The organism is Streptomyces sp. NPDC087906 (genome assembly GCF_055584925.1).
The window spans coordinates 454,381-480,532 of the sequence record NZ_JBVJLC010000006.1; the positions used below are offsets into that span (position 1 = coordinate 454,381).

General features: G+C 67.6%; 16 protein-coding genes and 1 pseudogene. 4 read left to right on the plus strand and 13 right to left on the minus strand.

Features of this window, described 5'->3' with window-relative positions; genetic code table 11:
* Positions 1–25: 25 nt before the first annotated feature.
* The 10 genes from ACZ63I_RS20935 to ACZ63I_RS20980 form a co-directional block, all read right to left on the minus strand.
* Positions 26–946 (minus strand): ABC transporter permease, encoded by a 921-nt coding sequence (locus tag ACZ63I_RS20935; protein ID WP_042002237.1) that lies wholly within the window; start codon positions 944–946, stop codon positions 26–28.
* On the minus strand, positions 943–2,124 hold the full coding sequence (locus tag ACZ63I_RS20940; protein ID WP_469340471.1) for an ABC transporter ATP-binding protein: 1,182 nt from the start codon (positions 2,122–2,124) through the stop codon (positions 943–945). Before ACZ63I_RS20940 ends, ACZ63I_RS20935 begins: the two co-directional genes overlap by 4 nt.
* Positions 2,121–3,323: an extracellular solute-binding protein gene (locus ACZ63I_RS20945; protein ID WP_469340472.1), complete on the minus strand. Its 1,203-nt coding sequence runs from the start codon at positions 3,321–3,323 to the stop codon at positions 2,121–2,123. The genes ACZ63I_RS20940 and ACZ63I_RS20945 overlap by 4 nt, the downstream gene beginning before the upstream one ends.
* Before the next feature lie 128 nt (positions 3,324–3,451).
* Positions 3,452–5,197, minus strand: coding sequence for an IlvD/Edd family dehydratase (locus ACZ63I_RS20950; protein WP_469340473.1), 1,746 nt, complete (start codon positions 5,195–5,197; stop codon positions 3,452–3,454).
* 74 nt (positions 5,198–5,271) lie between these two features.
* Positions 5,272–6,201: a dihydrodipicolinate synthase family protein gene (locus tag ACZ63I_RS20955; protein WP_469340474.1), complete on the minus strand. Its 930-nt coding sequence runs from the start codon at positions 6,199–6,201 to the stop codon at positions 5,272–5,274.
* Positions 6,198–6,836: a GntR family transcriptional regulator gene (locus tag ACZ63I_RS20960; protein ID WP_469340475.1), complete on the minus strand. Its 639-nt coding sequence runs from the start codon at positions 6,834–6,836 to the stop codon at positions 6,198–6,200. The genes ACZ63I_RS20955 and ACZ63I_RS20960 overlap by 4 nt, the downstream gene beginning before the upstream one ends.
* 120 nt (positions 6,837–6,956) lie before the next feature.
* A complete protein-coding gene (locus tag ACZ63I_RS20965) occupies positions 6,957–9,764 on the minus strand; it encodes a glycoside hydrolase family 2 TIM barrel-domain containing protein (RefSeq protein ID WP_469340476.1) in 2,808 nt (935 codons plus the stop codon).
* 184 nt (positions 9,765–9,948) lie between these two features.
* Positions 9,949–11,952, minus strand: coding sequence for a PQQ-dependent sugar dehydrogenase (locus ACZ63I_RS20970; protein ID WP_469340477.1), 2,004 nt, complete (start codon positions 11,950–11,952; stop codon positions 9,949–9,951).
* Between the two features lie 173 nt (positions 11,953–12,125).
* Positions 12,126–13,262 (minus strand): ricin-type beta-trefoil lectin domain protein, encoded by a 1,137-nt coding sequence (locus ACZ63I_RS20975; protein ID WP_469340478.1) that lies wholly within the window; start codon positions 13,260–13,262, stop codon positions 12,126–12,128.
* 105 nt (positions 13,263–13,367) lie between these two features.
* Entirely contained in the window at positions 13,368–15,725 is a 2,358-nt protein-coding gene (locus tag ACZ63I_RS20980; RefSeq protein WP_469340479.1) for an RICIN domain-containing protein, read from the minus strand.
* A gap of 960 nt (positions 15,726–16,685) precedes the next feature.
* Between ACZ63I_RS20980 and ACZ63I_RS20985 the strand changes: the two genes are divergently transcribed.
* From ACZ63I_RS20985 to ACZ63I_RS21000, 4 genes and pseudogenes are all read left to right on the plus strand, one after another.
* The gene (locus ACZ63I_RS20985; protein ID WP_469340480.1) at positions 16,686–18,263 is read left to right on the plus strand and encodes an RICIN domain-containing protein; all 1,578 of its coding nucleotides are present in this window, start codon (positions 16,686–16,688) and stop codon (positions 18,261–18,263) included.
* Positions 18,264–18,677: 414 nt separating this feature from the next.
* The gene (locus tag ACZ63I_RS20990) at positions 18,678–20,423 is read left to right on the plus strand and encodes a glycoside hydrolase family 27 protein (RefSeq protein WP_469340481.1); all 1,746 of its coding nucleotides are present in this window, start codon (positions 18,678–18,680) and stop codon (positions 20,421–20,423) included.
* A 237-nt stretch (positions 20,424–20,660) separates the two neighbouring features.
* Positions 20,661–22,907 (plus strand): MMPL family transporter, encoded by a 2,247-nt coding sequence (locus ACZ63I_RS20995; protein ID WP_469340531.1) that lies wholly within the window; start codon positions 20,661–20,663, stop codon positions 22,905–22,907.
* Positions 22,908–23,507 (plus strand): annotated as a pseudogene (locus ACZ63I_RS21000) (class I SAM-dependent methyltransferase); the annotation flags it as partial.
* A 70-nt stretch (positions 23,508–23,577) separates the two neighbouring features.
* Here ACZ63I_RS21000 and ACZ63I_RS21005 read toward each other — a convergent pair.
* From ACZ63I_RS21005 to ACZ63I_RS21015, 3 genes are all read right to left on the minus strand, one after another.
* Entirely contained in the window at positions 23,578–24,192 is a 615-nt protein-coding gene (locus ACZ63I_RS21005; protein WP_469340482.1) for a sigma-70 family RNA polymerase sigma factor, read from the minus strand.
* Between the two features lie 196 nt (positions 24,193–24,388).
* Positions 24,389–25,138 (minus strand): hypothetical protein, encoded by a 750-nt coding sequence (locus tag ACZ63I_RS21010; protein WP_469340483.1) that lies wholly within the window; start codon positions 25,136–25,138, stop codon positions 24,389–24,391.
* 184 nt (positions 25,139–25,322) lie between these two features.
* Positions 25,323–26,015: a sigma-70 family RNA polymerase sigma factor gene (locus tag ACZ63I_RS21015; RefSeq protein WP_469340484.1), complete on the minus strand. Its 693-nt coding sequence runs from the start codon at positions 26,013–26,015 to the stop codon at positions 25,323–25,325.
* Positions 26,016–26,152: the final 137 nt, after the last annotated feature.

Sequence of the window (26,152 nt, forward strand, 5' to 3'; positions counted from 1 at the left end):
GGCGATGTGGACATCGTGGGGACGGTCATCCCTTGCCTCCTGTGGAGCTGCGGTAAAGGCGGGAGCGCAGCGCCATCGTGAGGCCGATGACTGCCAGCATCAGGGCAGTCATGACCATCGCGATCGCAGAGCCCTCGGAGTAGTTGAACCGCTCCAGGGCGGTCTCGTAGGCCTCGACGGAGATGACGTGGGTCTTGCCGTCGGGATCGCCGACCATCATCGCGGAGGGGAACACCGCGAAGGCCAGGACGAAGGTCAGGACGAAAGTGGTCATGAGCCCGGGCAGCAGCAGCGGGAAGGTGATGTGGCGAAAGCGCTGCCGCCAGTCCGCGCCGAGGGTGGCGGCGGCGCCCTCCAGAGCCGGGTTGATTCCGGAGAGGTAGGAGTGGGTGAGCAAGAAGGCGAACGGGAAGCCGCTGATGATCAGGGAGAGCAATACGCCCCAGTAGTTGTAGGTGAGTTTGACCGGTGAGTCGGTCAGGTGGAGGGCATGCAGGGTCTGGTTGAACCAGCCGACGGGGCCGAAGAACTCCAGGATGCCTTCGGCGGTCAGTACCGTGCCGAGCGTGATGGGGACGACGAGCAGGGCGAGCAGCAGGCGCTTGCCGCGGAAGTCCTGCCGCATCCGGTAGGAGATCGGCACGGCGGCGCCGACGTTGATGATCGCGGCGGGTATGGCGAGTTTGAAGGTGATGCTGATGGAGCCGACAGCGAAGGAGTTGGTGAAGAAGTCGTGGTAGGAGCCGAAGAAGCCGCCCTTTTCGGGCTGGAAGGATATCTGCAGCCCGTAGAGGAACGGGTAGACGAACAGGGCGATCACCGCGAGCAGGCCCGGCAGGAGCAGCAGCAGGGTGCGGTCGACGCCGCGTTCGGCCAGGCGGTGTCGTAGCGCGGTTCGGGCGGGTGGGTCCGGCGCGGGAACGGGTGGAGGGACGGCGGCGCTCATCCGGTCGCCTCCTGCAACTCCTCGGATTCGCGAACGAAGACCAGGGCCCGCTCGGAGGGGATGGCCAGGGAGACGGTGTCGCCCGGGTGAGCGTGGACTGCTGTCTTGAAGTGGATGCGGTCGCCCGCGCCGGTGAGGGCTTCGACATGGAAGAGCCGGCCGTGGTACTCGACGATCTCGGCCACGGCCTCGATGCCGGCGCCGCCGGTCTCGTCGCCGTCTTCGGCGAGGCGGATGTCTTCGGGGCGGACGGCAACCGCGACTTGCTCCCCGACAGCGGGCGTGCGGTCGCCGACCGGGGTGCCGCGTAGTTCCAAACCACGGCCGCGGGCGAGTACACCGTGGGAGTCTGCGGACGCCGCCTCCAGGTAAAGGAGATTGCGGTAGCCCATGAACGCGGCGACGTGCGGGTTGGCGGGGTGCTCGTAGAGGTCGGCGGGCGTGCCGATCTGGCTGACGCGGCCCTCGTGGAGGACGACCAGGCGGTCGGCGAGCGACAGGGCCTCTTCCTGGTCGTGGGTGACATACAGGGTGGTGAGGCCGAATTCCTGGTGGATGCGCCGAATCTCGCTGCGCATCTCCAGGCGCAGTGCGGCATCCAGGTTGGACAGCGGCTCGTCCATGAGAACCAGCGGCGGTTCCAGTACGATGGCGCGGGCGATCGCGACCCGTTGCTGCTGACCGCCGGAGAGCTGCCCGGGGTGCTTGCGGGCCTGCTCGGTCAGCCTGACCAGGGACAGCACCGCATCGACACGGCGGTCTAGGTCTGCTTTGGGGATCTTCTGCATCTTCAGGCCGAATGCGATGTTCGCCCGCACGGTCAGGTGCGGGAAGAGGGCGTAGTTCTGGAACACCATGCCGAATCCGCGTTTTTCCGGCGGCAGCGTGTCCACGCGCCGCCCGTCCAAGGTGATCTCACCCCCGGTCAGTGGCAGCAGCCCGGCCAGGCAGTTCAGCGCGGTGGTCTTGCCGCAACCCGAGGGCCCGAGCAGGGCGACAAACTCCCCGCCGTGCACGGTCAGGTCCAGCGGATGCAGCGCGGTGTGCGTCGCGTAGTCACGGGTCACGCCCCGCAGGCGCAGCTCGCGCAGCTGTGAGCCGATCCGGTCATCGTCAGTGAGCGGGTTCTTGGGCCGGATGCCGGATGCGGTGGAATTCGTCGGGGTCACCGCGGTCACTTTGACGAGCCGATCTTGCGGTCCCACAGGTCGAAGGCGGTGACCTGGGTGGTGGCCGGCAAGGAATTCTTGATCGGATACTGCTTGATCCACGTGTCGAACAGCGGCTCACCGAACTGCGCGACGACCTTCTGCGACGCGGCGGGCGCTTTGTCCAGCGGCACGTCCTTCACCGCCGGCCCCGGATAGAAGTAGCCCTCGTCATAGGCGAACGCCTGCTGCTCCGGGGTGAGCATCCACGCCAGCAGACGCAGGACCGCCGTCAGCGTGTTCGACGAGACATCTTTGGGAATCACCCCGTACTGGGCGTCACACACCCATGTGAAGGTCTGGAATTTCGACACCTTCATCCCCGGCGGCACTGTGCCCAAGGCCCGCGGATTGATATACCAACCCGTCGTGGAAGCGACCATGTGCACCGTTCCCGCTGCGAGGTTCTTCATCGTGTCGGTCGTCCCGGCCGGGTAGGAATCGACGTACTTGTTCAGCTCCGTCAGATACGCCCACGTCTTCGCCCATCCGTTGGTCGGGTCCGTCGGGTCGGAGTCACCGAGCAGGTAGGGCAGACCCATCAAAAAGGTTCGCCCGGGGCCGGAGTTGGCAGGGCGGGCGTACTGGAACTTCCCCCTATTGGCCTTCGCCCAGTCCAGCAGCGCGTCCGTCGTCGCTGGCGGGCTGGTGACCTTCTTCGGGTCGTACTCCAGCAGCGGACCAGACGGGTACCAGACCAGCTCGATGCCCTGGTCCTGCGCCAGCGACGTCATCGAGGCAGCAGCTGGCTGGTAGTTGGCCATCAGGCCGGGGAGGAAGGTGTCGTAGTACGGCTTGAGGTTGTACCACAGGCCCTTCTGTATACCGGCGGCCAACCCGTCGGTGCCGGTCAGCACCAGGTGGATCTGCACGTTGTCGGCCTGCTGTTGCGCCTGCACCTTGGACGCCAACTGCGGCGCCGTACCCGTGCTGTAGGTGACCTTGCCGACGACTTCGGGGTGCGCGGACGTGAATGCCTCGATCATCGGCTTGGTCAGGGCCAGATTTCCGGCCACGTCCAGGATGTTGAGGGTGACCGGCTTGCTGGGGGTGCTGGCCAGTGACGTGGGCGCGGGAGCCTTGTTGCCGCTGTCGTCGGGGCTGCTCGGGGCGGAGCAGGCCGCCAGGATCGGTGCGGCGACCCCGGCGGCGGCCAGGGTGGACAGCACCCGGCGACGCGGGAGACCAGGGGGGCGCGGGACGGACCTTCCGGGGATCTCAGACATGGCGGATCAAGCCCTTCGCTGGTGCGGTGGCTGAGGAGTGGTGTGCTGTGCGCAGTTGCGGGTATGCCGGTTCAGCGTGGGTCGGGCACCGGATTGCGGCCCTGTGATGCGAGGAAGTCGAAGTCGCAGCCCACGTCGGCCTGCGTGACGTGCTCGTTGTAGAGGGCGCCGTAGCCGCGGGTGGACACCGGCTCCGGCGGGAGCCAGGCGAGGCGACGTTGTTTCAACTCGGCCGGTTCGACGTTCAGTTGAAGCAGGCGTCGCTCGACGTCGAGGGTGATCAGGTCGCCGGTGCGTACCAGCGCCAGCGGACCGCCCGCATGCGACTCGGGGGCGATGTGCAGTACGCAGGTGCCGTAACTGGTGCCGCTCATCCTGGCGTCGGAGATTCGCACCAGGTCGGTGACGCCCTCTTCCAGCAGGTAGGCGGGGATGGGGAGCATTCCGTACTCCGGCATGCCCGGCCCGCCGAGGGGGCCTGCGCCGCGCAGCACCAGGACGGTGTCCTGGGTGATGGCGAAGGCGGGATCGTCAATGCCCTCCCTCAACTGGGAGTAGGAGTCGAAGACAACCGCGGGTCCGGTGTGGCTCAGCAACTCGGGGGCGGCCGCCAGGTGCTTGATCACCGCGCCGTCCGGGGCGAGATTGCCGTGCAGGACGGCGAGGCCGCCTTCCTCGTGGAGGGGCTCGTCATGCCTGCGGATGGCGGGCCCGTGGATTTCGGCGTCCGCGAAGTACTCACCGAAGGAATGACCGGCCACCGTGATGCGGTCCGGGTGCAGCGTTCCCGGAACCTCGTTCAACTGCCGCAGCAGGGACGGGAGTCCGCCGGCGTAGTAGAAGTCCTCCATCAGATGTGCGCCCACCGGGCGGACGTCCGCGAGGACCGGGACGCGGCGGCCGATGACGTCGAAGTCCGCCAGCGAGAAGGGGACCCCGAGCCGTCCGGCCATGGCTGTCAGATGGATCAGCGCATTGGTGGAGCCGCCGAGGGCGAGCACAGTCGCGGCGGCGTCCTCGAATGCCGCCCGGGTCATCACGGCTGCCGGGGTGATGTCCTCCTCGACCAGCCCGACGATCCGCCGGCCTGCTGCCGCCGCCATTCGGTGATGGGCAGAGTCCACTGCGGGAATGGCGGAGGAGCCGGGCAGCGCCATGCCCATGGCCTCGGCGACAGCGGTCATCGTGGAGGCGGTGCCCATGGTCATGCAGTGGCCCGGTGAACGCGCCAGACCGCACTCCACCTGCGACATCTCGCACTCGTCGATGCGCCCGGCCCGGTATTCGTCCCAGTAGGCCCACAGATCGGTGCCGCTGCCCAGGGTCTTTCCGCGGTGGTGGCCGCGCAGCATGGGCCCTGATGGGACGACCAGGGCCGGCAGCCCGGCACTCGCGGCCCCCATGAGCAGCGCGGGCACGGTCTTGTCGCAGCCGCCCATCAGCACCGCGCCGTCTACCGGGTACGACCGCAGCAGCTCTTCGGTCTCCATGGACAGCAGGTTGCGGTACAGCATGGGAGTGGGCTTCTGGAAGGTCTCCGAGAGAGTGGAGACGGGGAACTCCAGCGGGAATCCGCCGGCCTGCCACACACCGCGCTTGACCTGCTCGGCCCGTTCCCGCAGGTGCATGTGACAGGGATTGATGTCGGACCAGGTGTTGAGGATCGCGATGACCGGCTTGCCCAGGTGCTCTTCCGGGAGGTAGCCGAGCTGCCGCATCCGCGAGCGGTGGCTGAAGGCCCGCAGGCCGCCGCCGGTGACGTCGTCGGCGTTGCCGAACCAGGCCGCGCTGCGCAGCGGCTTCAACCCTGGCGACACGGTCCCGGCCACATCAGCGGCGGCAGCTAAGGCACCGGTCTCATCGGCTTCGCTGTTCCCGGCGGTTCCCGCGTTCACAGCCGGCCCTCCGTCCGCCACTGCGCGATCAGTTCACCGATGGTGTCGCGGACCGCAGCAGGCAGGAGCCGGGACGGCGGACGGACCGTCCGTGTACTCAGGCCGAGTTGCGCCAGTGCCTCCTTGACCACGCTGACGTTGTCGGCGGACGCGTCGGCCGCGCGCAGTTCCTCAAAGGTCCGCGCCGATTCCCATACCTTCATCGCTTTCGGGTAGTCCCCGCCCCGCAGTGTCTCCAGCAGCGCGAGTGACAGCCGCGGGATGACGTTGACCAGACCCGAGGTGAAGCCGACTGCGCCGGTCGCCCAGTATCCGGGGGCGTACAGCTCGGCCAGCCCGGCTATCCACGCGAACCGGTCCAGGCCCGCGTCCCGCGCCACGGATGCGAAGCGTGCCGAGTCAGGGAGGGCGTACTTCACACCGACGACGTTCGCGCTGGTGTCGGCGAGCCTCCGGATCTGCTCGCCGCTCACGCGCTCGTCGCGGATGTAGAGGACGACGCCGAGTTCCGGCACCGACTCAGCGATCGCCCGGTGGTAGTCGATCCAGCCCTCTGCGGAGCGGTAGGGGTGGACGGGCTGGTGCACCATGACGGAGCCTGCTCCGGCGTCACGGGCGTGGAGGGCGGCCGCGACCGCTCCTGCCGTGTCCAGGCCGACGCCTGCCATCACCTCCGCCCGGCCTCCGGCCGCCGCGACGGCCGACTCCACGGCCCGCCGGGCCTCCGCAGGGCTGAGGGCGTAGAACTCGCTGGTGTTGCCGTTGGGGGTCACCACCTGCACACCGTGGTCGACCAGCCGACGGACCAGTGCCGCGTGGTTGTCCCAGTCCACGCTGCCGTCCGTGTTGAACGGTGTCACCGGGATGGCGATCACGGTGGCGAGCCGGGCACGGAGATCATCAATACGCGAGGTGTCCGGTGTCATGCCGGTTCTCCTCCGCTGAGGTGGGGGAAGTTGCGCGCCACGAACGCGCCGATGTGGTCGCGGAGCAGGTCGCCTACCAGTTCCGGCTGCCCGCTCTGCGCGGCGCGCAGGATGGCCCGGTGCTCCTGGGCCTCCATCTCCCAGGAGGGTCGGACGGCCCAGGCGGCACTGGACACCAGGGCCGTTTGGTCGCGCAGGTCGTCCAGTGAGTTGACCAGCAGCGGGTTTCCGCAGCCCGCGTAAAGGGCCCGGTGAAAGTCCCGGTTCGCCAGCGAGCGCTCGGCCGCGTCGGCGGCCCGGTCCGCGGTGTCGAGGGCGGCTGCCGCCGCATCCCAGGACCGGTGGTCGGTTGCCGCGGTCCGTACCGCGGCAACCGGCTCCAGCAACAGCCTCATGTCGTACACGCTGCGCGCCAAGGCCTGGTCGACCTCGCGCACCGAAGCTCCCTTGTAGGGACTCATGATGACCAGACCCGTCCCTGCCAGCGTCTTCAACGCCTCGCGTACCGGCGTCTTCGACACCCCCAGCTGAGCGGCGAGTTCGGTCTCCACCAGCGGCTGGCCCGGCTTCAACTCACCTGTCAGGATTCCGTGCTTGACCGCGTCCAGCACCGCCTCGGTACGCGAGGGCAGCAAGCCGGGATGAAAACGGCTGGAATGAGCAAGCACATCGGACACAGGACAGGCCCCCAGGAGATCTCATATATGAAGTGCCGACGACGCTAAAGCTTCGCCGGGTGGCGGTCAAGGTTTCCGTCAGCTCTCGAACCGGAAGTACAGGGTGCGGGTGTACGTCCCCGCCGCGGTGTTGGGCTGGCCGGCCGGCCCTACGTCGGTCGCGGAGTGGAACTTATTGCCGATCGCCGGTATTCCGTCGAGGAAGGAGATGTTCCCCGCAGGGAAGGGCGCGGCGGCGGTTCCCGAGTCTGACGGCTGCGAGGGCGTGAACAGCCGCAGGAAGACGTTCTCCTGGGCGGACACCACGGTGATCGTTCCTTCTGTGGTGTGGAGGGAACCCCAGTACAGGTCGGCGTGGTAGCCCTTGAACTCGGGGTAGGCAAAGCCGGTTTTCCCGGTGGCGGTGTTGTTGTAGTTCTTGGTCCACACGTCGGTGGTCACCCCGCGCAGCCGGTTCTTCCAGACCCGGTAGGGCCCGCGGCCCAGCCATGTCACGCCGGTGACCTTGGACTCGGGATAGTCGAAGTTCACACCGAGGTAGTCGTGCGTCCCGGTGAGGTTGTAGGTGTAGTCCAGCCGGAGCCAGCCGTTGCTGTCCAGCCGCCACCGCACCGTTGTCAGATTGCCCGAGTACGTGGCGGTGACGGTGTGGGCGCTGCCGTCCTGGGCGTGGGTCAGGCCGGTCAGCGTCGAGGACCCGGCCGACAGGGCCGGCCCGTTGGCCAGCGACACCGCGGTTCCGTCCCTGGTGATCCCGGTCAGCCTTCCGGTGGCGCGGGCGATGCGCACCGAGGTGACGCCCGCGGTCATCGTGACCGTGTCGCCGCTTTGGGTCCCGGTCACCGACGGCGCGCCCGGGACCGGGACGACAATCCGGGCCGCGTGGTCGGCCGCCTTCTTGATCGTCCAGACCCAGGTGGCGAGTTCGGCGCCCGAGGCGTCGGCTGCCGTCACGCGCAGCGCGTCCGCGGTCGCCCAGTTCGCCGGCAGTCCGAGAGTGAGCTTCCCGGTGCCGCCGGGAGCGATGCTCGGACTGGCGCACGTGCCCTGCGCCGTCACCGTGTGCCCGGTGCCTCCCGGGGAGGCGTAGGTGACCAGCCGCCAGATGAACCTGCACGTGGAGGTGTTGGTGAAGGCGTAGCGGTTCGTCAGCCCGACGGTGCCGTCGAAACTGGCGGGGAAGGTGGTCTCGTAGTACGAGCGGCTGGTCAGCTGGACCGGTGACCAGATGTCCTTGATGGTGAAGTAGCTGCCCTCCTTCTCGCGGAACGGGCCGACGATGCCGTCAGGCCCCCGGTTGCCGTTGGTGTCGATCGCGCCGCCGCCGTCGTCGCGGCGGATCGACTCGTCGATGAGCGACCAGATGAACCCGCCGGCCGCGTGCCGCGCGGCGGCCATCAGGTTCCAGTAGTCATCGAGTCCGGCGCCGGCGCCGCCGTCGTAGAGGCCGTGCAGGAACTCGGTGGGCATGTAGACCGTCGAGCCGGCCAGTTTGGACTGGACCGCGGAGTAGGTCGGGTAGTGGTTGGTGTCGATGCCGCCGAAGTTCGCCCAGGGGTGCAGCACCGCCCGTTTCTGCGGGTCCCAGGAGCCGAAGAGGCCGTCCAGGGCGGTGTTCCAGCCACCTTCGTTGCCGTTGTCCCAGAACAGGATCGAGGGGTGGTTGACGTCCCGGGTGACCATCGCCTGGACCAACGGGGTGCCGGTCGCCGTGTCATAGCTGTGCTGCCACCCGCCCAGCTCGTCCAGCACGTACAGGCCCAGCTCGTCACAGAGATCGAGGAAGTACGCGTCCGGCGGATAGTGCGACATCCGGACCGCGTTGACGTTCATCGACTTCATCAGCGCGATGTCCTCCCGCGCCAGACGCGGGCTGGAGGCACGCCCCAGGGTCGGATAGAAGGTGTGCCTGGTCACGCCCTTCAACAGCACCCGGACACCGTTGACGTAGACGCCGTCACCGCTGCGCACCTGCACCGTCCGGAAGCCGAACCGCTCGGTGAGCCCGTGCACCTGCGCGCCCGAGGAGTCGGTCAGCACCACCTCCGCCTGGTAGAGGTTCGGGGTCTCGGCGGTCCACAGCTTCGGGTTCGACACGCTCGTGGAGACGGTGACATGGGTGGCGCCCGCCGAGACCGCGGTCGAGACACTGCCGCCGACGTTCGTGCCGTCGAGCGTCTTGATCTGGGCGGTCACCCTGCCGCTGCCCACGTTCCCCGCCAGGTAGACGTCGGCGGCGAAGGTCCCGCTGGACTCGGCCCGCACCGCGATCCGGTCGACCCGCGCCGTGGGGAACGCCTGCAGGTACACCGGCCGGAAGATGCCGCCGAAGTTCCAGTAGTCACCCTCACGTTCGGCCTGGTTGACCGAGCTGCTCGAGGAATCCTTGTCGACGGTGACCTCGAGCAGGTTGCTCTTGCCCAGGAGAATCAGGGACGTGACGTCGTAGCGGAACCGGTAGAAGGCTCCCTGGTGCCTGGGCCCCGCTGACTTGCCGTTCAGCAGAACAGTGGTGTCGGTCATCGCACCCTCGAAGACCAGGAACACCTGTCGGCCCGCCCACGAGGCGGGCGGTGTGAAGCTGTGACGGTACTTCCCGCTCTCACCCGGCGTCAGCGCCCCGCCGTAGTTGTACGTGCCGTAGCCGGAGAACTCCCAGTTCGACGGCGTCGGGACGGTACCCCAGACCCCGCTCCTGCGGCCGGCCGTGCACTGGAAGTCCCACGGCACGGTGCTGTCGACGTCGGTACCGGTCAGGTACATCGTCTGCGTCGCGGCGCCGTCGGCGACGCTCGCCGACGCCGGTAGGGCGACTCGTGTCGCTGCGACGGCGGACAGTCCCATCGTCGCGCCGAGGGCCAGGAACCTGCGTCGTTGCACATCCATCGGAATCCTCCAGGGGGAAAGGGGCACTGGGCAACGGCTTCTCGGCCGTTGCCAGGTCACAGCTCCAGAGTTGGCCGTCCGCCGCCACTTCCACTCCTGCGGCGTGAACGGCCCGGTGTTCGGCGGTGCGGAGGGCGCCCGGCCCAAGGGTGTCGTCGAGAACCTCCTTGGGCCGGGCCCTGGATCAGCCGAGTGCGACGTGGAAGAGCTTTTCGTTGCTGTTGTTGGGGATGCTGTCCTTGTCACCGTTGTTGCTGGTGGTGAGCCACAGGCCCCCGTCCGGGGCGGGTTCGACGGTGCGCAGCCGGCCGTAGGTGCCGTTGAAGTACGTCTGCACGTCGGTCAGCGAGCTGCCGCTGATGACCTCGCGGTACATCCGGGTGCCGCGTTCGCAGGCCACGTACAGGACGTCGCGGACAACGGAGATGCCGGAGCAGGAGCCGTCAGCGGTGACGTAGGTGCGCTTGGGCGCGATGTATCCGGAGGTGCCGCAGGTGCCGCTGGTGCCCTCGCAGGCCGGCCAGCCGTAGTTGCCGCCCTTGGTGATGAGATTGGTCTCATCCATGATCGCGTTGCCGAACTCCTGCTCCCACAGTCGTCCTTGGGAGTCGAAGGCCAGGCCCTGCGGGTTGCGGTGGCCGTAGCTCCAGGCGTAGTTGCCGAACGGGTTGTCCGAGGGCACGGAGCCGTCGGGGTTCAGGCGCAGGATCTTGCCGTTGAGGCTGTTCTTGTTCTGCGCGTTGTCGCCGTTCTGCGCGTCGCCGGTGGAGGCGTAGAGCTTCCCGTCGGGGCCGAAGCGCAACCGGCCGCCGTTGTGGAACTTGTTGCGCAGGATCCCGGTGAGCAGGATCTGCTCGCTGCTGAGGGTGAGCTTGTCGCTGTCCAGCTTGATCCGCACGATCCGGTTGTCGGTCGGGGAGGTGTGCATGATGTACAGCCAGTGGTCGCTGGCGTAGGTGGGGGAGACGGCCAGGCCGAGCAGGCCGCCCTCGCCGTCGGTCTCGTCGACGTTGGGGACGGTGCCCACGGTGGTCTTCGCCCCGGTGGCGGGGTTGAGGTGGACGATGTCGTGGGCGTCGCGGCGGGTGTACAGGATCGTGCCGTCGGGCAGCGTGGCCAGGCCCCACGGGATGTCGGTGTCGGTGGCGATCTGCGTGACCGCACACACCGCACTGCCGCACGCGGCACCGGTCTTCACGCTGACCGTGTTGCTGTGGCCGGAGACGTTCGCCTGTGCGTCACGGGCCACCACGTAGTAGGTATAGGTGGTGTTCGCGCTCAGGCCGCTGTCGATGAACGTCGTCGCCGGCGGGGTCGTGCCGTTGGCGGTGACGGTACCGGCCTTGGTGCTGCCTCGGTAGACGTCGTAGTACTTCACCGCGACGTTGTCACTGGAGGCCGACCAGCTCAGCGACACCGTGGTGCCCGACACCGTGCCGGACAGGTTGCCCGGCGTGGTGGGGGGCTGGGTGTCGACCTGACACTGCGGCGGGGTGATGGCGACCGTGGAACTGGCCTGGGAGACGTTCCCGGCGGCGTCACGGGCGTTGACGTACAGTCCCCAGTTGACCCCGGGGACAACGGTCAGGCTGGTGGACAGCGTCGTGCCGCTGACCGACTTCATCAGCTGGCCGTCGTGGTAGACGTCGTAGAACGCCACCCCGGTGTTGTCGCTGGAGGCGTTCCAGGCGAAGGTCACCGAGTCGCAGAGCAGGTTGCTGACCCGCGGGCTGCCCGGCACGGTCGGCGGCTGGGTGTCGCCCGCCGTGGTCTTCCACTGCTGGTTGCTGCCGCCGTTACAGGTCCACAGGCCTACCAGGGTGCTGTTCGCGGTCGCCCCGCCCACCACGTCCAGGCACAGACCGGACTGCACCCCGGTGATCGTCCCGTTGCTGTTGACCTTCCACTGCTGGTTGGTCCCGCCGTTGCACGTCCAGATCTGCAGCGTGGCGCCCGGGGTGGTGGCTCCCTTGGCCACGTCCAGACACTTCGGGCTGTCGTAGACCCGCAGTTCACCGGCCGAGGTGAGCGTCCAGGCCTGGTTGGTCTGGGAGTTGCAGTCGTAGATGTTGATTCCGGCGCCGTCCGCCGTGCTCTGGCCGATCACGTCCAGGCACCGGCCCGACGCCGTACCCGTTATGTGCGACCCGGTGGCCGCGGAGGCGGGCGTCGCGCTGGTCGTCAGCATGGCCGCCAGGGCCGCGATCGCGGCTAGCGCGGCGACAGCGGCCGCTGACCATCGCCGATGGCGCGGTCTGTGAAGGGGTCTGCGGAACACGGAAGTCTCCTTGCGGATCGATGACGGTCGTGCGACTGGATTCACCAGTCGCGTGCTGGGCTCGGAGCGGAAACCGCAGCGGACTACGCGGACTGTGGCGCCGTCCACTTCTGGTTCGTGCCGCCGTTGCAGTCCCAGATCTGGACCTGAGTGCCGTCGGTGGTGGTGGCGGCGGGGTCGTCGAGGCAGCGGCCGGAGGCGGGATTGCGGTAGCCGCCGTTGTACGCCTCCCATTTCTGGTTGGCGCCGCCGTTGCAGTCCCAGATCTCGGCCTTGGTGCCGTTCGCGGTACCGCCACCGACGATGTCCAGGCACTTGCCGAGCGCGCGCAGTGTGCCGTCCGAACCGGCTCTCCACGAATGGGCGTTGGTGCCGTTGCAGGACCAGATCTGTGCAGCGGTGCCGTTGGCGCTGCTGCCGGTGTTGACGTCCAGGCACTTGCCTGCGACGCCCGAGCGCACCGGGCCCGCGGGGTAGGTCGCTGGTGCGTGTATCCACCCGGCGGCGTCGGCCGCCTGGATCCCGGCGTTGAAGGCGGTGGCCATCTTCTGGTAGCCGCCATCGTTGGGGTGCAGCCCGTCAGACAGGTCTGCTGTGGTCAGCGCGCTCATGTCGACCAGCCGGACGTGCTTGCCAGCGGACTGCTCGGCCTGGACGATGCCGGGGATCGCCTGGTTGAACGCGGGCCGGTTGGGCTCCTCGGTGCTGTTCGTCGACACGATCAGGGTGCCGACCAGCACGGTCGCGTCCGGGGCGTCCGCGGTGATCTGGTCGATCAGCGCGTGCAGCCGGTTGGTGGCGGTGGGCACCTGGTAGTTCTGCCCCAAGTCGTTGGTACCGATCTCCAGGGTGACCACGTTCGGCCGGTACTGGCTGAGCACGGAGTCGGCGATGCCGGCGATCTGGTCGATCCGCCATCCGGAGTGGCCCTCGTTGTCCGGGTCGGACATCGGGCCGTTACGGCCGGAGCCGACGAAGTCCAGGGTGTGTCCCTCAGCCGCCAGTTGGTTCCACAGGAAACCCCGGTAACCGTTTCCCGACGGGCTCCCGAGACCCCAGGTGATCGAGTCACCCAGCGGCATCACCCGCAAAGACGCGGGCGCGGCGGCCGCCGGTGCGGGAGCGGCTGCCGCCGATCCGGCGGCGGCCGCCGGCAGCGAGACGCCCAGGCCGAGCGCGGCCGTCGTCGCTGCAACCAGTCCTGCTGTGTAATACCTCATATATTTGCCTTCTCCGATGTGGGGGGATGATTTCGGCGGACCGGCTCATCCGGTCCGCCTGGACGCGTGTGGTGACAGGGGCGTCCCGCCACGCGGCCACCGGTGTTACGAGGTTGCGGGCACGTTCCATTTCTGGTTGGTGCCGCCGTTGCAGTCCCAGATGGCGAGTCGGGTGCCGTTGGTGGTGTTGGCAGCGGGGATGTCCAGGCAGCGTCCGCTCGCGGGATTGACGAGCGTGCCGTTGGAGACGTTCCACTGCTGGTTGCCCGCGCCGTTGCAGGTCCACAGGTCAACCAGGGAGCCGTTGGCCGTCGCGTTGCCGACCACGTCCAGGCACAGCCCGCCGTTCTTCACGGAGCCGTTGCCGATGGTCCACTGCTGGGCGCCTGATCCGTTGCAGTCCCACACGTCCACGACGGCGCCGGCAGTGGTCGAACCGGTGTAGTCGTCCAGGCACTTGCCGGTGTTCAGGGCGGAGGTGACCGGTCCGGTCGCGGTACCGCCTCCAGTGCCTGAGCCCGGGGTGATGGAGAGGTTGTCGAACTGGTCGGTGCGGTAGCCCTGGATGCCGAGACCGGCCTGGCCGCTCTGGAAGGAGGCGTCGGTGACCGAGCCGATCTGCCTGCCGTCGACCTTGGCGGTGATCTGGGAGCCCTGGAAGGCGAAGGACAGGTTGTGCCAAGTGCCGGTGCCCAGTGCCGTGGTGGTGCCGGTGGCCAGGGTGTGGTTGGACCCGTCGGTCTGCATCTTCTCGATCCACCACTGCCCGGTGTCGCGGATGCGCAGGTAGTACGCGTTCATGTGGGACTGAGGACGCAGTTGGGTGTTGGCCCTCCCCAGCAGTTCGGTGGTGCCTGCGCCGCGCAGAAGGACGTCGGCGCTGACGGTGTAGTTCGACCAGGTCGCGTCGCCGATCAGTGAGTAGGCGTCGGAGTCGTCCTGCCACTCGATCGGCTTGACCGGCGCCATCTGCTGCACGCACTTGCCGCTGCGGCCGGTGCAGGGCTGGACTTCGTAGGAGCCCTGCATGTCGGACAGGTACTTCGCCTCGGTGCCGTTGCCGTAGCCGTCGAAGTTGTCGGAGTAGGGCAGCGCGAGGGAGTGCGCGGCCGGCGCGGTCGCGGTGCCCTTGCCCGCACCGTTCAGAGTGCTGACGGTGTAGGCGTAGCCCGGCTGCATCGTCAGGGAGTACGAGCCGTGGTCCGGCGTGATGTCCTGGGTGTGGAGGAACGACGTCGCGTTGCTGGGCGAGTTGAGCTTGGTGGCCCACACGTGCACCGTGCCGGTGGACAGCCCGCCCTGGACGTGGACGTTGACGGTCTGCGACGAGCCGGAGGTCGTGGTCTCCAGGATCGTGGAGTAGTCCGAGCTGGTGTTTGACTTGATCGTCACGAAGCTGCCGTTGTTCTCCGAGCCTCCGAGGTAGCCGGAGGCGGAGTCGATGAACTTCCATCCGGGTTTGGTGAACTGGGTGACCTGCGCGGTCGCCCAGGTGCTGGCGCCGATGGCGTAGTTGCCGGACCAGGGGGAGCCGGCGGTGGCCAGGCCGACGGTGGAGTAGGGCATGTTGGGCGTGATCGCGGCGATGAGCGGCCAGTTGTAGTAGCTGGTCAGGCGGGCGTCGGTGTAGCCGCGGGTGATCGAGCGGATCAGTGCGGGGGCGCCGCTGTTCATGTCGTTGGATCCGCCCTCGGAGTCCCACAGCGGCTTGCCGTTGTTGCGGGCGGTGGCGGTCGAGGAGCAGGTCTGGGCGATGTTGTCGTTGCCGTAACCGCAGGTGTAGTGGGTCCCGATGATGGAGACGGCGTTGTTGAAGGCGGCATTGCCGGCCATCTCGTCGGCGACGTCCCAGCCGTTGTCGTTGGCGACGATCTGTACGCTGTTGTAGCCGGCGCTGTTCAGGGCGGAGCGCAGTTGGATGTACCAGTTGGCGTCCTGGCCGCGTTCGTTCCAGCCGCCGAGGTACTTGATGCTCAGGCCGTGCTGTTTGGCGCAGCCCAGCCATGACACGATGTAGTTGATGGTGTCGGTGGACCAGAAGCCGCCGTTGATCCAGCCGGGCGCGGTCCATGCCAGGCCGTAGAGCGCGATGTCGGGGTTGCGGGCCTTGGCCTGCTCGGCGAGCCAGAACTCGTAGCCGGCGTTGCAGTTGACCGTGCCGCGGGAGTGCTCGATGGAGGGCTCGGAGCCGTCGGTGGAGTTGGCGTCGCCGCCGATCTCGATCTTCAGCGACTGCAGGCTCGCCCCGTAGCCGGGCTTGAACATGTAGTCCAGGATCTGCGACTGCTGGGCGGCTGGATAGTCCGTCAGCAGACGGGAGTTGCCGCCGCCGCCGCTGATCGCTCCGATCCCGTCGAAGGTCCGGCCACCCTGCGAGCCGTCCACCGTGATGGACGTGGTCGCGGCCTGTGCCGGCGTACTGCTCACCGCCAGCACCGCGGCCAGCAGCGCCAAGACCCACAACGGGGCTAATCTCACAAGTCTCTGCATGTAGGCATCCTTCGGAGCGTAGGGGATGGAAGGAAGCGCGCGTTCAGATGAGGGGGGACGCTACGTACTGTCAGGAGGATGGGGCACAGTGTGCTGTCGTGTTTCTTTTGAGGTCAACCTTCTTGACAAAGAAGCAAGTTCACACAGTTTCCGATCACAGTGACATCACAGGTCACCGACCTGTAAGCCGCCGATACCGAAAATCCTGACCCGCCGCGCCGCTGGCTTGCCCGGCCGGCTGAGCGGCCTTGGCGCGCTGGAACGGGGATCGCAGAGCTGACGCGGCGTCGATCGGTGCGACGGACAAGGCTCTTCGAGCCTGATCTCATGTATGACGCATTTTATCTCGTTGATACTTGTTTCTTTCGGCGCGCGTCTTGACGCAGAAACAAACAGGACCACACACTGTCGCCCAGTCTCCGGAACGGTGACCGTCGGCTCCCTGGCTTGGAGCTCTCGCGAAGCTGTCCTCCCCCGCTGGAGAAGGTATGTGCTGCAACGACGCCTGCGCCCTGTGCCGCCCCCAGTCGCCGCCTCGACGGCCCCGGCCCGGCGGTCCGGTGGACTCATGAACGCCGCGGCAGCTAGAGCGGTCCCAGCGGGGCACCGGCAGCGAGCCGGACGGCACCGGAAGCGGCGGCAGCACCGGCGTGCTGGGCGGGGCAGGCTTCGGCGGCTTTCTTGACTTTCCCAACGCCTCGCAGATCAACGGCACTTAGATCGATTTGTGGCACTGCAACGGTGGCGTCAACCAGACCTGGCCCCGGACAGCACCCTGCGCCGGTAGCCGATCGCAAGTCCATGCGATCCGGGCGGAGACTCGCGAGTAGTTCGACGAGATCGAGAGGCCCAAGGGCAAAGCCACAGACCGGCGTCAGCGGGTCCCCCCGCACAGCTCCGAACCCACCCGCGTACTCGCCAAGGAGAACGCACATGATCGGACGCAGAACATTCCTCACGGCCGCGACGGCGACCGGAATCGCCGTGGTCGGTGCGACAGCCGCACCAGGTTTCGCCAAGGCAAGGGAGCGCCCCTCGGCAGTGGCACCCGGCGCCACGCTGGGAACCGACAACGCCAACGCAGCCTTCACCGCGCTGAACAACGCCTTTCTTATCTCCAACGGCAACCAGCGGTACTACAAGACGTCTCTCAACAACACCGAGAAGGACTATTTCTGGCGTCAGGCACTGGACATCCAAGCAGTGGAGGACGTGTACGACAGCAACCCGACCACCGACACCCGAACGCTGGTCGGCGGCCTGCTCGACACCTTCCTGCAGCAGAACCAAGGCGGGGGCGGGCTGTACGACTGGAACTGGAACGACTACAACGACGACATGCTCTGGGCCGGACTGGCCTTCGCGCGCGGCTACCGGGTCACCGGCAACCAGACCTACCTGAACCAGGCGAAGTATGCCTTCGACCGGGCCTACAACCGTGGCTGGGACAGCGCCCTGGGCGGAGGCATCTGGTGGAGCGTCGGCAAGAACGAGAAGAGCGCTCTGAGCAACGGCCCGGCGGTCATCCTCGGCTGTCTGATCTACGAGTCGAACGGTGACAGCTCGTATCTGACCAAGGCCCGGGCGATCTACGACTGGACGTGGAACACGCTGCTGGACCGCTCGACCGGCGCCGTGCACGAGAAAATACAGGCCAACGGAAACCTTGACAGCGGGGAGACCGTCTACTCGGCAGGCGCCTTCGTCAGCGCGGCCCAGGCGATCTACCGCAACCAGGGCGGAGGAAGCCTGTTCGACGACGCCAAGCGGACCGTCGACTGGGTCATCCGGGACCGCACCACCAACGGAATCATGACCAACGGCCAGCGGGAAGGGACCTGGCAGTCCGAATTCGCCCGGGGTATGGGCGAGTTCGTCAACCAGAACAACCAATGGGGTCAGTACTACGACTTCATGAAGCGCAACGCGGATGCGGCATGGAACGCTCGCCGCACCGACCTGAACCTGACCTGGAACCGTTGGGACGCCCAGACACCGCGCGACGACACCCGGGCTGTCGAATCCATCGGCGCGGTGATCATGCAGGCGGTCACCCCGGCCAGCCAACCCGGCTCCTCGTCCTCCTCCATCGTGTCCGGAGCGACCTACCAGCTGGTCTGCGCCCGCAGCGGCGAGGCCCTGGACAACGGCAGCGCCGGCGCGGATGGCGCGCCCGCTATGCAGTGGGCCAGCGGCGGCGGAACACAACAACACTGGAAGGTCACCGGCGTCGGCGGGGGCTACTACAAGCTCGTCAGCCAGTACAGCGGCAAAGCGCTCGACAACGGCAACAGCAATAATGACGGCGCCGCCGTCATCCAGTGGACCGACAACGGCGGCCCTCAACAGCAGTGGGCCATCACCAGCGCCGGCGGCGGCAACTACAAACTCACCTGTCGTCAGAGTGGCAAAGTGCTGGACAACGGCAACACCACCGCGCAGGGCGCCGCCGTCACCCAATGGACCGCCAACGGTGGTACCCCGCAGCAGTGGAAGTTCGTCCAGATCTGACGAGGCGGAGCCGTTTGTACGAGGTTCAACCGGTACGTCAGGTGCGGGATGAGCACACAGTATGGCGGGAATTCCCTCGCGTGCTGAGAGACCGGGCCTTGCGGAGGCTCCCAACTCCCAGCCACGCAAGTGCGTCTCGCGCTCGCTGCTCGGCGACCGTTCCATAGAAGCCGGCCCCGGATAGTTTAGGTGCCACAGCCCACCGCCGCAGGAACAACTTCGCCGCCACAGGAACCACTTGACCAACAATGACGACCCACCAATCAACGAACTACAAGCGCTGCGGCAGTCCGGAACTGAATGAATCTGTCCGATCAGGTCCACTTAGGTGGATGTATTGACACCTGATCGAACACTAGGGCTCAATACAGAACAGTACGAAACTCCTGACGTGAAGTGAATCGAAGGAGAGTCATGTACAAGCGCGCGCTCGTCGCGACGGTTGCCCTGGCATCGTCGCTGTTCATATCCACCCTGACGGGTTCGACGCCCGCGCAAGCCCAGGACAACGGTGCGTCGCGGACGCCGCCGATGGGGTGGAGCAGCTGGAGCTTCGTCAGAAACAACCCGACCGAGGCCAAGATCAAGGCCCAGGCTCAGGCGATGCACGACTCGGGCCTGATGTCTGCGGGTTACAAGTACATCAACCTGGACGACTACTACATCAAGAACCCCGGCACCACCGTCGATCAGTACGGTCGCTGGGTCGTCGACACCGGCAAGTTCCCGGACGGTATGAAGAACCTGGGCGACTTCATCCACGGCCTGGGTGAGAAGTTCGGCATGTACGTGACGCCGGGTATCCCAGTGGCGGCGTACAACCAGAACACCCCGATCGAGGGCACGTCGTACCACGCACGGGACATCGTCTCGAGCACGTCCACCTTCGAGTCGAACTACGGCGGGTTCGGCGATGTCATGTACTTCATCGACTACAAAAAGAACCCCACCGCGGCACAGGCGTTCGTGAACTCGTGGGCGAACCTGTTCGCCTCCTACGGGGTCGACTACATCAAGATCGACGGCGTGCACACCAGCGACCAAGACGACGTCATCGCCTGGTCGAAGGCGCTGAACCAGACAGGCCGCACCATCCACTACGGCCTGTCGAACACCCTGGACATCAACAACATCAAGACCTGGCAGCAGTACTCCAACAGCTGGCGGACGGGCGGTGACATCGAGTGCTATTGCTCGACTCTCACCACCTGGAGCAACGTCGGGCCGCGGTGGGCGAACCTGGCTCAGTGGGGGCAGTACGCCGGTCCGGGTGGCTGGAACGACCCGGACTCGATTGAGGTCGGCAACGGTGACCACAATGGTCTGACCGTGAACGAGCGGCAGAGTGTGATCACTCTGTGGGCGATCACGCGGTCGGTGATGATGCTGGGGAGCGACCTGACCAACCTGGACGCCGGTGACCTCAACATGCTGAAGAACGCCGAGGTAACCAACGTCAACCAGACCGACTCCGTGGTGGCCAGCCAGATCTCGAACAACAACGATCTGCAGGTGTGGGCCACGAAGCAGAAGAACCCGGACGGCAGCTACACGGTGGCCTTGTTCAACCGTTCCGACCGGGCCGGCAACGAGACGGTGACGGCCAACTTCTCCGACCTCGGGTTCAGCGGTTCCGCCACGGTGCGCAACCTTTGGGGCAAGTCGAACGAGACTCTCACCAACTCCGTCAGCCGGAGTCTGGCCCCGCACGAGTCCGCGTTGTTCAAGGTCACCCCGTCCGGCTCCTCGACTCCGGTCGGCGGCAACCTGACCAGTGGCCTCTCCGGCCGCTGCGCCGACGACCCGAACAGCACCCTGGTGAACGGCACTCAGCTGGACGTATGGGACTGCAACGGCGGCGCCAACCAGAAGATCACCTACAGCTCCTCGGCCAAGACGCTGAAGGTGCTGGGCAAGTGCTTCGACGCCCATGGCGGCGCTACCACCGCCGGTACGCACGTGGAGATCTACGACTGCAACGGCGGCGCCAACCAGCAGTGGAACGTCAACTCCAACGGCACGATCACCGGCGTTCAGTCCGGGCTCTGCCTCGACGTCACCGGGGCCACCAACCCCAACGGCGCCGGCCTGGAGTTGTGGAACTGCACCGGAGGCGCCAACCAGAAGTGGACCCTCGGATCCGGCGTCAAGGTGGCCTGACGAACCGAGTCGTGACCATCGTTCCTGATCGAACGGCCTGTTCGCACGGACCGACTTCCGGTCCGTGCGAACAGCGGATCACTGAACACGTGGGGGTGCTCGGACGCGTCTCGTACACCACCGTCGGCCAGCGCGATCACTCAGGCCCGTAAGCGGCGGGGGTGAGAGGACGAGCGTGGATGGTTCCCACGTTCACGCATCATCGTTCGAACCATAGGTCTGCTCGTCCAGATCACCCTGTCCAAGCTGGACGACGACGCGGAGGCCACCGCGGTCGATGCGCTCACCGACACCCTGCACGGTTTCGCCGCGACCCTCGTGGACAGCGGCCAGGCCGGCGCCCGGGTTACCGTCGGCGGCGAACCGGTGATGGAGAAGGAGTTCACCGAGCAGGCGTCCAAGGACCTGAACGGTGCGGAGTCGCTGTCGCTGCCGGTCACGCTGGTGGTGCTGGTGTTCATCTTCGGCGGTGTGCCGGTGCTCGGGGCAGTCGTGTCGATCGCCTCGTCGATGACGATTCTGCTGCTCATCACCCGGTTCACGTCGATTACTTCGGACGCGGTAACAGTGGTGACGCTCCTCGGCATGGGCCTGTCCATCGACTACGGGCTGCTGCTCGTCGCCCGCTACCGCGAGGAGCTGGGGGCCGGTTTCCCGCCGGAAGTGGCGTTGAGCCGCGCGTGGGCGACGGCAGGGCGGACCATCGCCTTCAGTGCCCTGACGGTGGCCGCAACATTGACCGAGCTTCTCATGTTCGACATCCCCGAGTTGGCGGCGCTCGGTGCGGCCGGTGTCGCGATCGCGCTGACGTCGATGCTGGTGGCGCTGACGCTGACGGCTGCGCTGGTCGGCTTCGCGCGCAACCGGATCAAGCCCGCGAAAGTGCGGACGCGGCGTGGTGGGGCGGGGCGCCGTATGCCGTCGGCGGTGGCTGAAGCGCCGGGGCCGGACGAGCGTGCGGCCTCCGTCGAGACAGGCGTCTTCGCCGGGCTCGCTCGCCGCGTACAGCGCCGTCCTCTGACCACCATGCTGGTCACAGCCGTGGCCCTGGTCGCAGCAAGCCTTCCCGTGCTGTCGATGTCGATGCACCTCAACGACACCGGAGCGCTCCCCAGGACCCTGGAGTCCGTACGGGTCTCCGATCAGCTCGCCGACCGGTTCGACCTGCCGACGGTTCCGACCGTCACGGTCGTCGCCAAGACTGATGCCGCTGCCCTCGACGCGTGGGCGCGACGCTGGACGGACACGCCCGGTGTCAGCCGCATCTACCCGGCCCAGAAGGCCGGTCCGGGGCTGGCGACCGTCGGCATCGACACCACGGGCGACCCCGAGGGCGCCACGGCCCGGGGCCTGGTCCACACGATCCGCGCCGACCGCCCCGACGGTGGCCAGTCGTGGGTCACCGGCGACGCGGCCGGCCTCGACGACGTACTCCAGCAGATCGAGGACCGGCTTCCGCTGGCGATCGCGGTCACGCTCTTCGCAATGGTCGTTCTGCTCTTCGCGATGACCGGCTCCGTCGTCGTACCCCTCACCGCCGTCGCCATGAACACCCTGTCCCTCGGGGCGGCGTTCGGCCTGATGAGCCTGGTCTTCCAGCACGGCTTCCTTGCCGATCCGCTCGGCCTGCTGACCGTCGACGGCTTCAGTCCCTTCACCGTCGTGTGCGTCCTCGCCTTCGCGTTCGGCCTCTCGATGGACTACGAGGTGTTCCTGCTCGGCCGCATCAAGGAGTACGTGGCCGAGGGCCTCGACACCGACGTCGCGGTACGGCGCGGCCTCCAGCACTCGGGCCGGATCATCACCTCTGCCGGGCTGCTGATGGTCATCGTCTTCGGCGGTTTCATCACCGGCCGCATGGGTTCGGTTCAGCAACTGGGACTCGGCCTGGCGACGGCTGTGGCCATCGACGCCACCGTCGTACGTTGCGTCCTCGTCCCCGCCGTCATGACACTGCTGGGCCGCGCCAACTGGTGGGCCCCGGCCCCGCTCAAGCGGCTCCACCGCCACATCGGCCTGAACGAAACGGTGCTCCCGGGGCCCGCGCCGGTAGCGGCACCGGCGCAGCCTCTGACGCAGCCATGGGTGGGACCTGAGATGCAGATGCCGACGCCGCGACAGGTACAGGTAGTTGAACGGGCGGAGCGGCTGGCGGCCCGACGCAGCGAGCAGCCCGAACGGCCGCAATTCACAGCCACTACCGTCTTGGCCGAACCTCGGCCGGTGACGGAGGTGCGGGCGCAGACGCCCGCAGCGGCACCCGCGGAGACGCCGGTACGCCACTGCCGGGCATCGCTCGGGATCGCCTACCTCTGGTGGTTCTTGCTGGGCCTGTTCGGCGCGCACTACTTCTACCTGGGAAGGACCGGCCGCGAAGTGCTCTACCTGTGCACGGTCGGTCTCCTGGGAGTGGGCTGGCTGATCGACCCCTTCATACTGCCCAGCCAGGTCCGGAAGGCCAATCATGACCAGCGAGGGAACTGACGCGACCTGCGGCGCTTTCCCGATGCCCGCAGCACGGGGGTCGACCTCGACCCCGCCCTGCTCACCATAGCCACCCACTCCTTCGCCGACGACCACCGCGTGGCGTTCGTGACGGCCGGCCTCACCGACCCGGACTGGACGCGTTCGCTGCCGGGCCGCTCCTACGACGCGGTCCTCACGGCGACGGCGCTGCACTGGCTGGACACCGAGCCGCTGCGCGCCCTCTACCGTCAACTCCCCGGTGTTTTGAAGGAAGGCGGTGTCTTCCTCAACGCCGACCACATGTTGGACGAGTCCGCACCGCGCATCCACGCGGCGGCCCGCGCCCACAACGAGGCGCGCAAGGAACGCGAGCGCACCTACGGGGCACAGGACTGGACCGCGTGGTGGCACGCCGTCGCCGAGGACCCGGCACTCGCGGAGCCGGCCCGCAGCCGATTCGCCCTGCTCGGCGACCCCCGGAAACCGGCGAGCGACACTCCCCGCCCGGCATGGCCCACCACCACCGAGTGGCACACGCGAACCCTGCGCGAAGCAGGGTTCAGCGAGGCGCGTGCGATCTGGTGCTCGCTCAGCGACGCCTTGGTCGCCGCCTTGTGACGCCCGCACCTCCGAGTGCCTTGAGGGCAGGGAGTGGCCTCAAAGACACGGCACCGCCCGCAGGGCTCCATCACACCGCGGTGGACTGGAGCGCAGGCGCCAAGTCGCTCCCTGTCGGCCGTATCAGGCCTCCATGGGGAGTGAGAGATTCGGCGGCCCTGAGCAGTTCGACAAGTGAGCAGCGGGCACGGGCCACACGTGAGCGGACGGTACCGATCGGGCAGCCGATGGCTGCTGCGGCTTCCGCGTAAGGGAGGCCGAGGAGCTGGGTGAGGACGAACGATTCCCGGCGTTCGGCCGGGAGTACGGCCAACAGGTCGATCAGCGCGATTCCGTCCTCGAAGCCGGGCAAATCGCGCGGCTGTGCCCGTTCAGCGCTGGTCCGCCAGTCGTCATGGCCCGCGATCCTCGGTCGAGCGGCTGCGTGGCGGAGGCTGTCCACGACGGTGCGGCGGGCGATCGACAGCAGCCAGGTCCTGGCGGACGAGCGCCCCTGAAAACGGTGGAGGCTGCCGAGTGCGCGCAGGAACGTCTCCTGAGTGAGGTCGTCCGCCGACTGGGGGTCGGCGCTGAGATGGGCCACGTAGCGCCAGACGTCGCGGTGCAGGGCACGCACGAAACCGTCGACGGCTTCGGGGCAGCCGTCGCGTGCGGCCAGTGCCAGTCGTGTCAACGGCTCGTCCATGAGGCGGGTTTGATGTGTCGTGCTGTTTTCGGCCGTCGGCAGGGCAGGGGGCATCGCCTGTTCTCCTTACGGGGATCGACCATCCGGGACCCGGATCCGCTCGTGAGCGGCCGGTGTGGTGTACGGCATCGCCGATGGGCGTTGCCGATGCCCGAGGCGCGCGGTGCGGGACACCGGCGCGTCGGGAGACCAGCCGTCAGATGACAGCGGTCCCGGAGGGTGGACCTCGTGAGATGAGGGCGTAGCTGAGAAGGAACTGCCGTGGTGTACGGGCCTGGTGGTCGCGGCGTGTCCGGACGCGCGGCCGGTGCGGCGGTGTGGGTAGGCGCAGGAGCAGGCGCAGAGGGGCGACGATCCACCCGGCGAACGTGCGCAGCAGACGGAAGGCCGCCTTCTCGCCGAAGGCGAGCCACAGGCCGCACACCAATGCCGCGAGCAGGTGAGCCGCCAGCATCCCCGTCGGAGACATGCCACCCATGTCCTGGCCGGTGGCCATCGCAGCAGAGTGGTCGGTCATGCCGCGCGTCGCCTCGCGCATGTGCTGACCGCCCGGCATGATCATGCCTGCCATGCCGGGCATCGGCTGTCCCATTCCGCCGACGTGCGTGAGGCCGGCGGCTGCGCTTGCTGTTTCGCCCTGTGCCGTCATGGTGGAGCCGGACATCCCGCAGAGCAGGGACTGCGCCCATCGCCGGGCGAAGGACGCGGTGTCGGTCGTCGAGGAGTCAACGACAGTCTGGGCCAGTGAGAAGAGGGTGTGCAGGGCCGCCTGAGCGAGGACGACCATCGATGTCACCGCGACGCAGCCTCGTTCGCGGCCGGCAAACGGCCAGGCGGCGCCGACCGCGATCGCCAAGGCCGGCACCATCGTCCACCAGGGGACGGTCGTTCCCGACATGAGCACATGGCCGACAGCCGCGAGCAGCACACAAGTCGCTGCGAACACGGCCGCGCGTAGCGCTCGGCAACCTCGGCCCGGAGTCATGGCGGGCCCATCCTCGCATCCCTCGCCCTGACACCAAGGGCACGTCCGGAAAGTCAGGGTGACGGCCTCAACTCGGCCTATGTGGCTGACGACACGGATTGGGTGGGAGCCGCCCTGGTGCCAGGAGCGGCCCCCACGGGTCGGATTACGCGACCGCCGCGAGCGAGGAGCGCCCGGTGTCGCCGGCCGTCTCGCTTTCAGCGAGCAGGGCGGTCAGGGTGGCCCGTGCGCGGGCCACCCGGGAGCGTACGGTGCCGACCGGGCACCCGGCGGCCTGGGCGGCCTCCGCGTACGGCAGCCCCAAGAGTTGGGTCAGGACGAACGCCTCACGCCGCTCGTAGGGAAGTGCGGCGAGCAGTTCCTGGAGCGCGACCCCCTCGTCGAAGCCCGGCAGGCCGGCGGGCTGTGTGCGCTCGACGGTCAGCCGCCAGTCGTCCGTGGCGGCGAGCCGAGGACGCGCAGCCGCTTTGCGGTAGTCGTCGACGACGGCGCGGCGGGCGATGGCCAAGAGCCAGGTGCGCGCCGATGAGCGTCCCTCGAAGCGGTGCAGGCTGCGCAGGGCACGCAGAAACGTGTCCTGGGCGAGGTCCTCGGCGGCCTGCGGGTCCGCCGACAGATGGGCGACGTAGCGCACGACGTCGCGGTGCAGGGCCCGTACGAAGGCCTCGGCCGCCATCGGATCGCCGGCGCGTGCGGCCAGCGCCCAGCCGGTCGATGCGGCGTCGTCCGGCCGGGGCTCCACCGGGTGTGGGGTCCTCACGGGCCGGGCGGCATGAGCCGGCTCGGGCCGGTGGTGTTCGCACGGCTCACCGCGTGTGGTGGGCAGAACGGTTTTCATCGCGTGGTGTCCTTCGCGGATCGTTCCGGAACCGCCTGGCTAGCCGCTTCCGTCGAGGCCCTGCGAGCGCGCGGGAACGAGGTTCGCGCTTAAGGCCCGGGGCCCGGGAGGAACGGATGGCGAGGGGATCCGGTGAT

Coding starts and splice junctions, on each gene's coding strand:
- ACZ63I_RS20935 (WP_042002237.1), bottom strand. CDS start 946: ATGAGCGCCGCCGTCCCTCCACCCGTTCCCGCGCCGGACCCACCCGCC.
- ACZ63I_RS20955 (WP_469340474.1), bottom strand. CDS start 6,201: ATGACACCGGACACCTCGCGTATTGATGATCTCCGTGCCCGGCTCGCC.
- ACZ63I_RS20965 (WP_469340476.1), bottom strand. CDS start 9,764: ATGGATGTGCAACGACGCAGGTTCCTGGCCCTCGGCGCGACGATGGGA.
- ACZ63I_RS20970 (WP_469340477.1), bottom strand. CDS start 11,952: ATGCTGACGACCAGCGCGACGCCCGCCTCCGCGGCCACCGGGTCGCAC.
- ACZ63I_RS20975 (WP_469340478.1), bottom strand. CDS start 13,262: ATGAGGTATTACACAGCAGGACTGGTTGCAGCGACGACGGCCGCGCTC.
- ACZ63I_RS20985 (WP_469340480.1), top strand. CDS start 16,686: ATGATCGGACGCAGAACATTCCTCACGGCCGCGACGGCGACCGGAATC.
- ACZ63I_RS20990 (WP_469340481.1), top strand. CDS start 18,678: ATGTACAAGCGCGCGCTCGTCGCGACGGTTGCCCTGGCATCGTCGCTG.
- ACZ63I_RS21005 (WP_469340482.1), bottom strand. CDS start 24,192: ATGGACGAGCCGTTGACACGACTGGCACTGGCCGCACGCGACGGCTGC.
- ACZ63I_RS21015 (WP_469340484.1), bottom strand. CDS start 26,015: ATGAAAACCGTTCTGCCCACCACACGCGGTGAGCCGTGCGAACACCAC.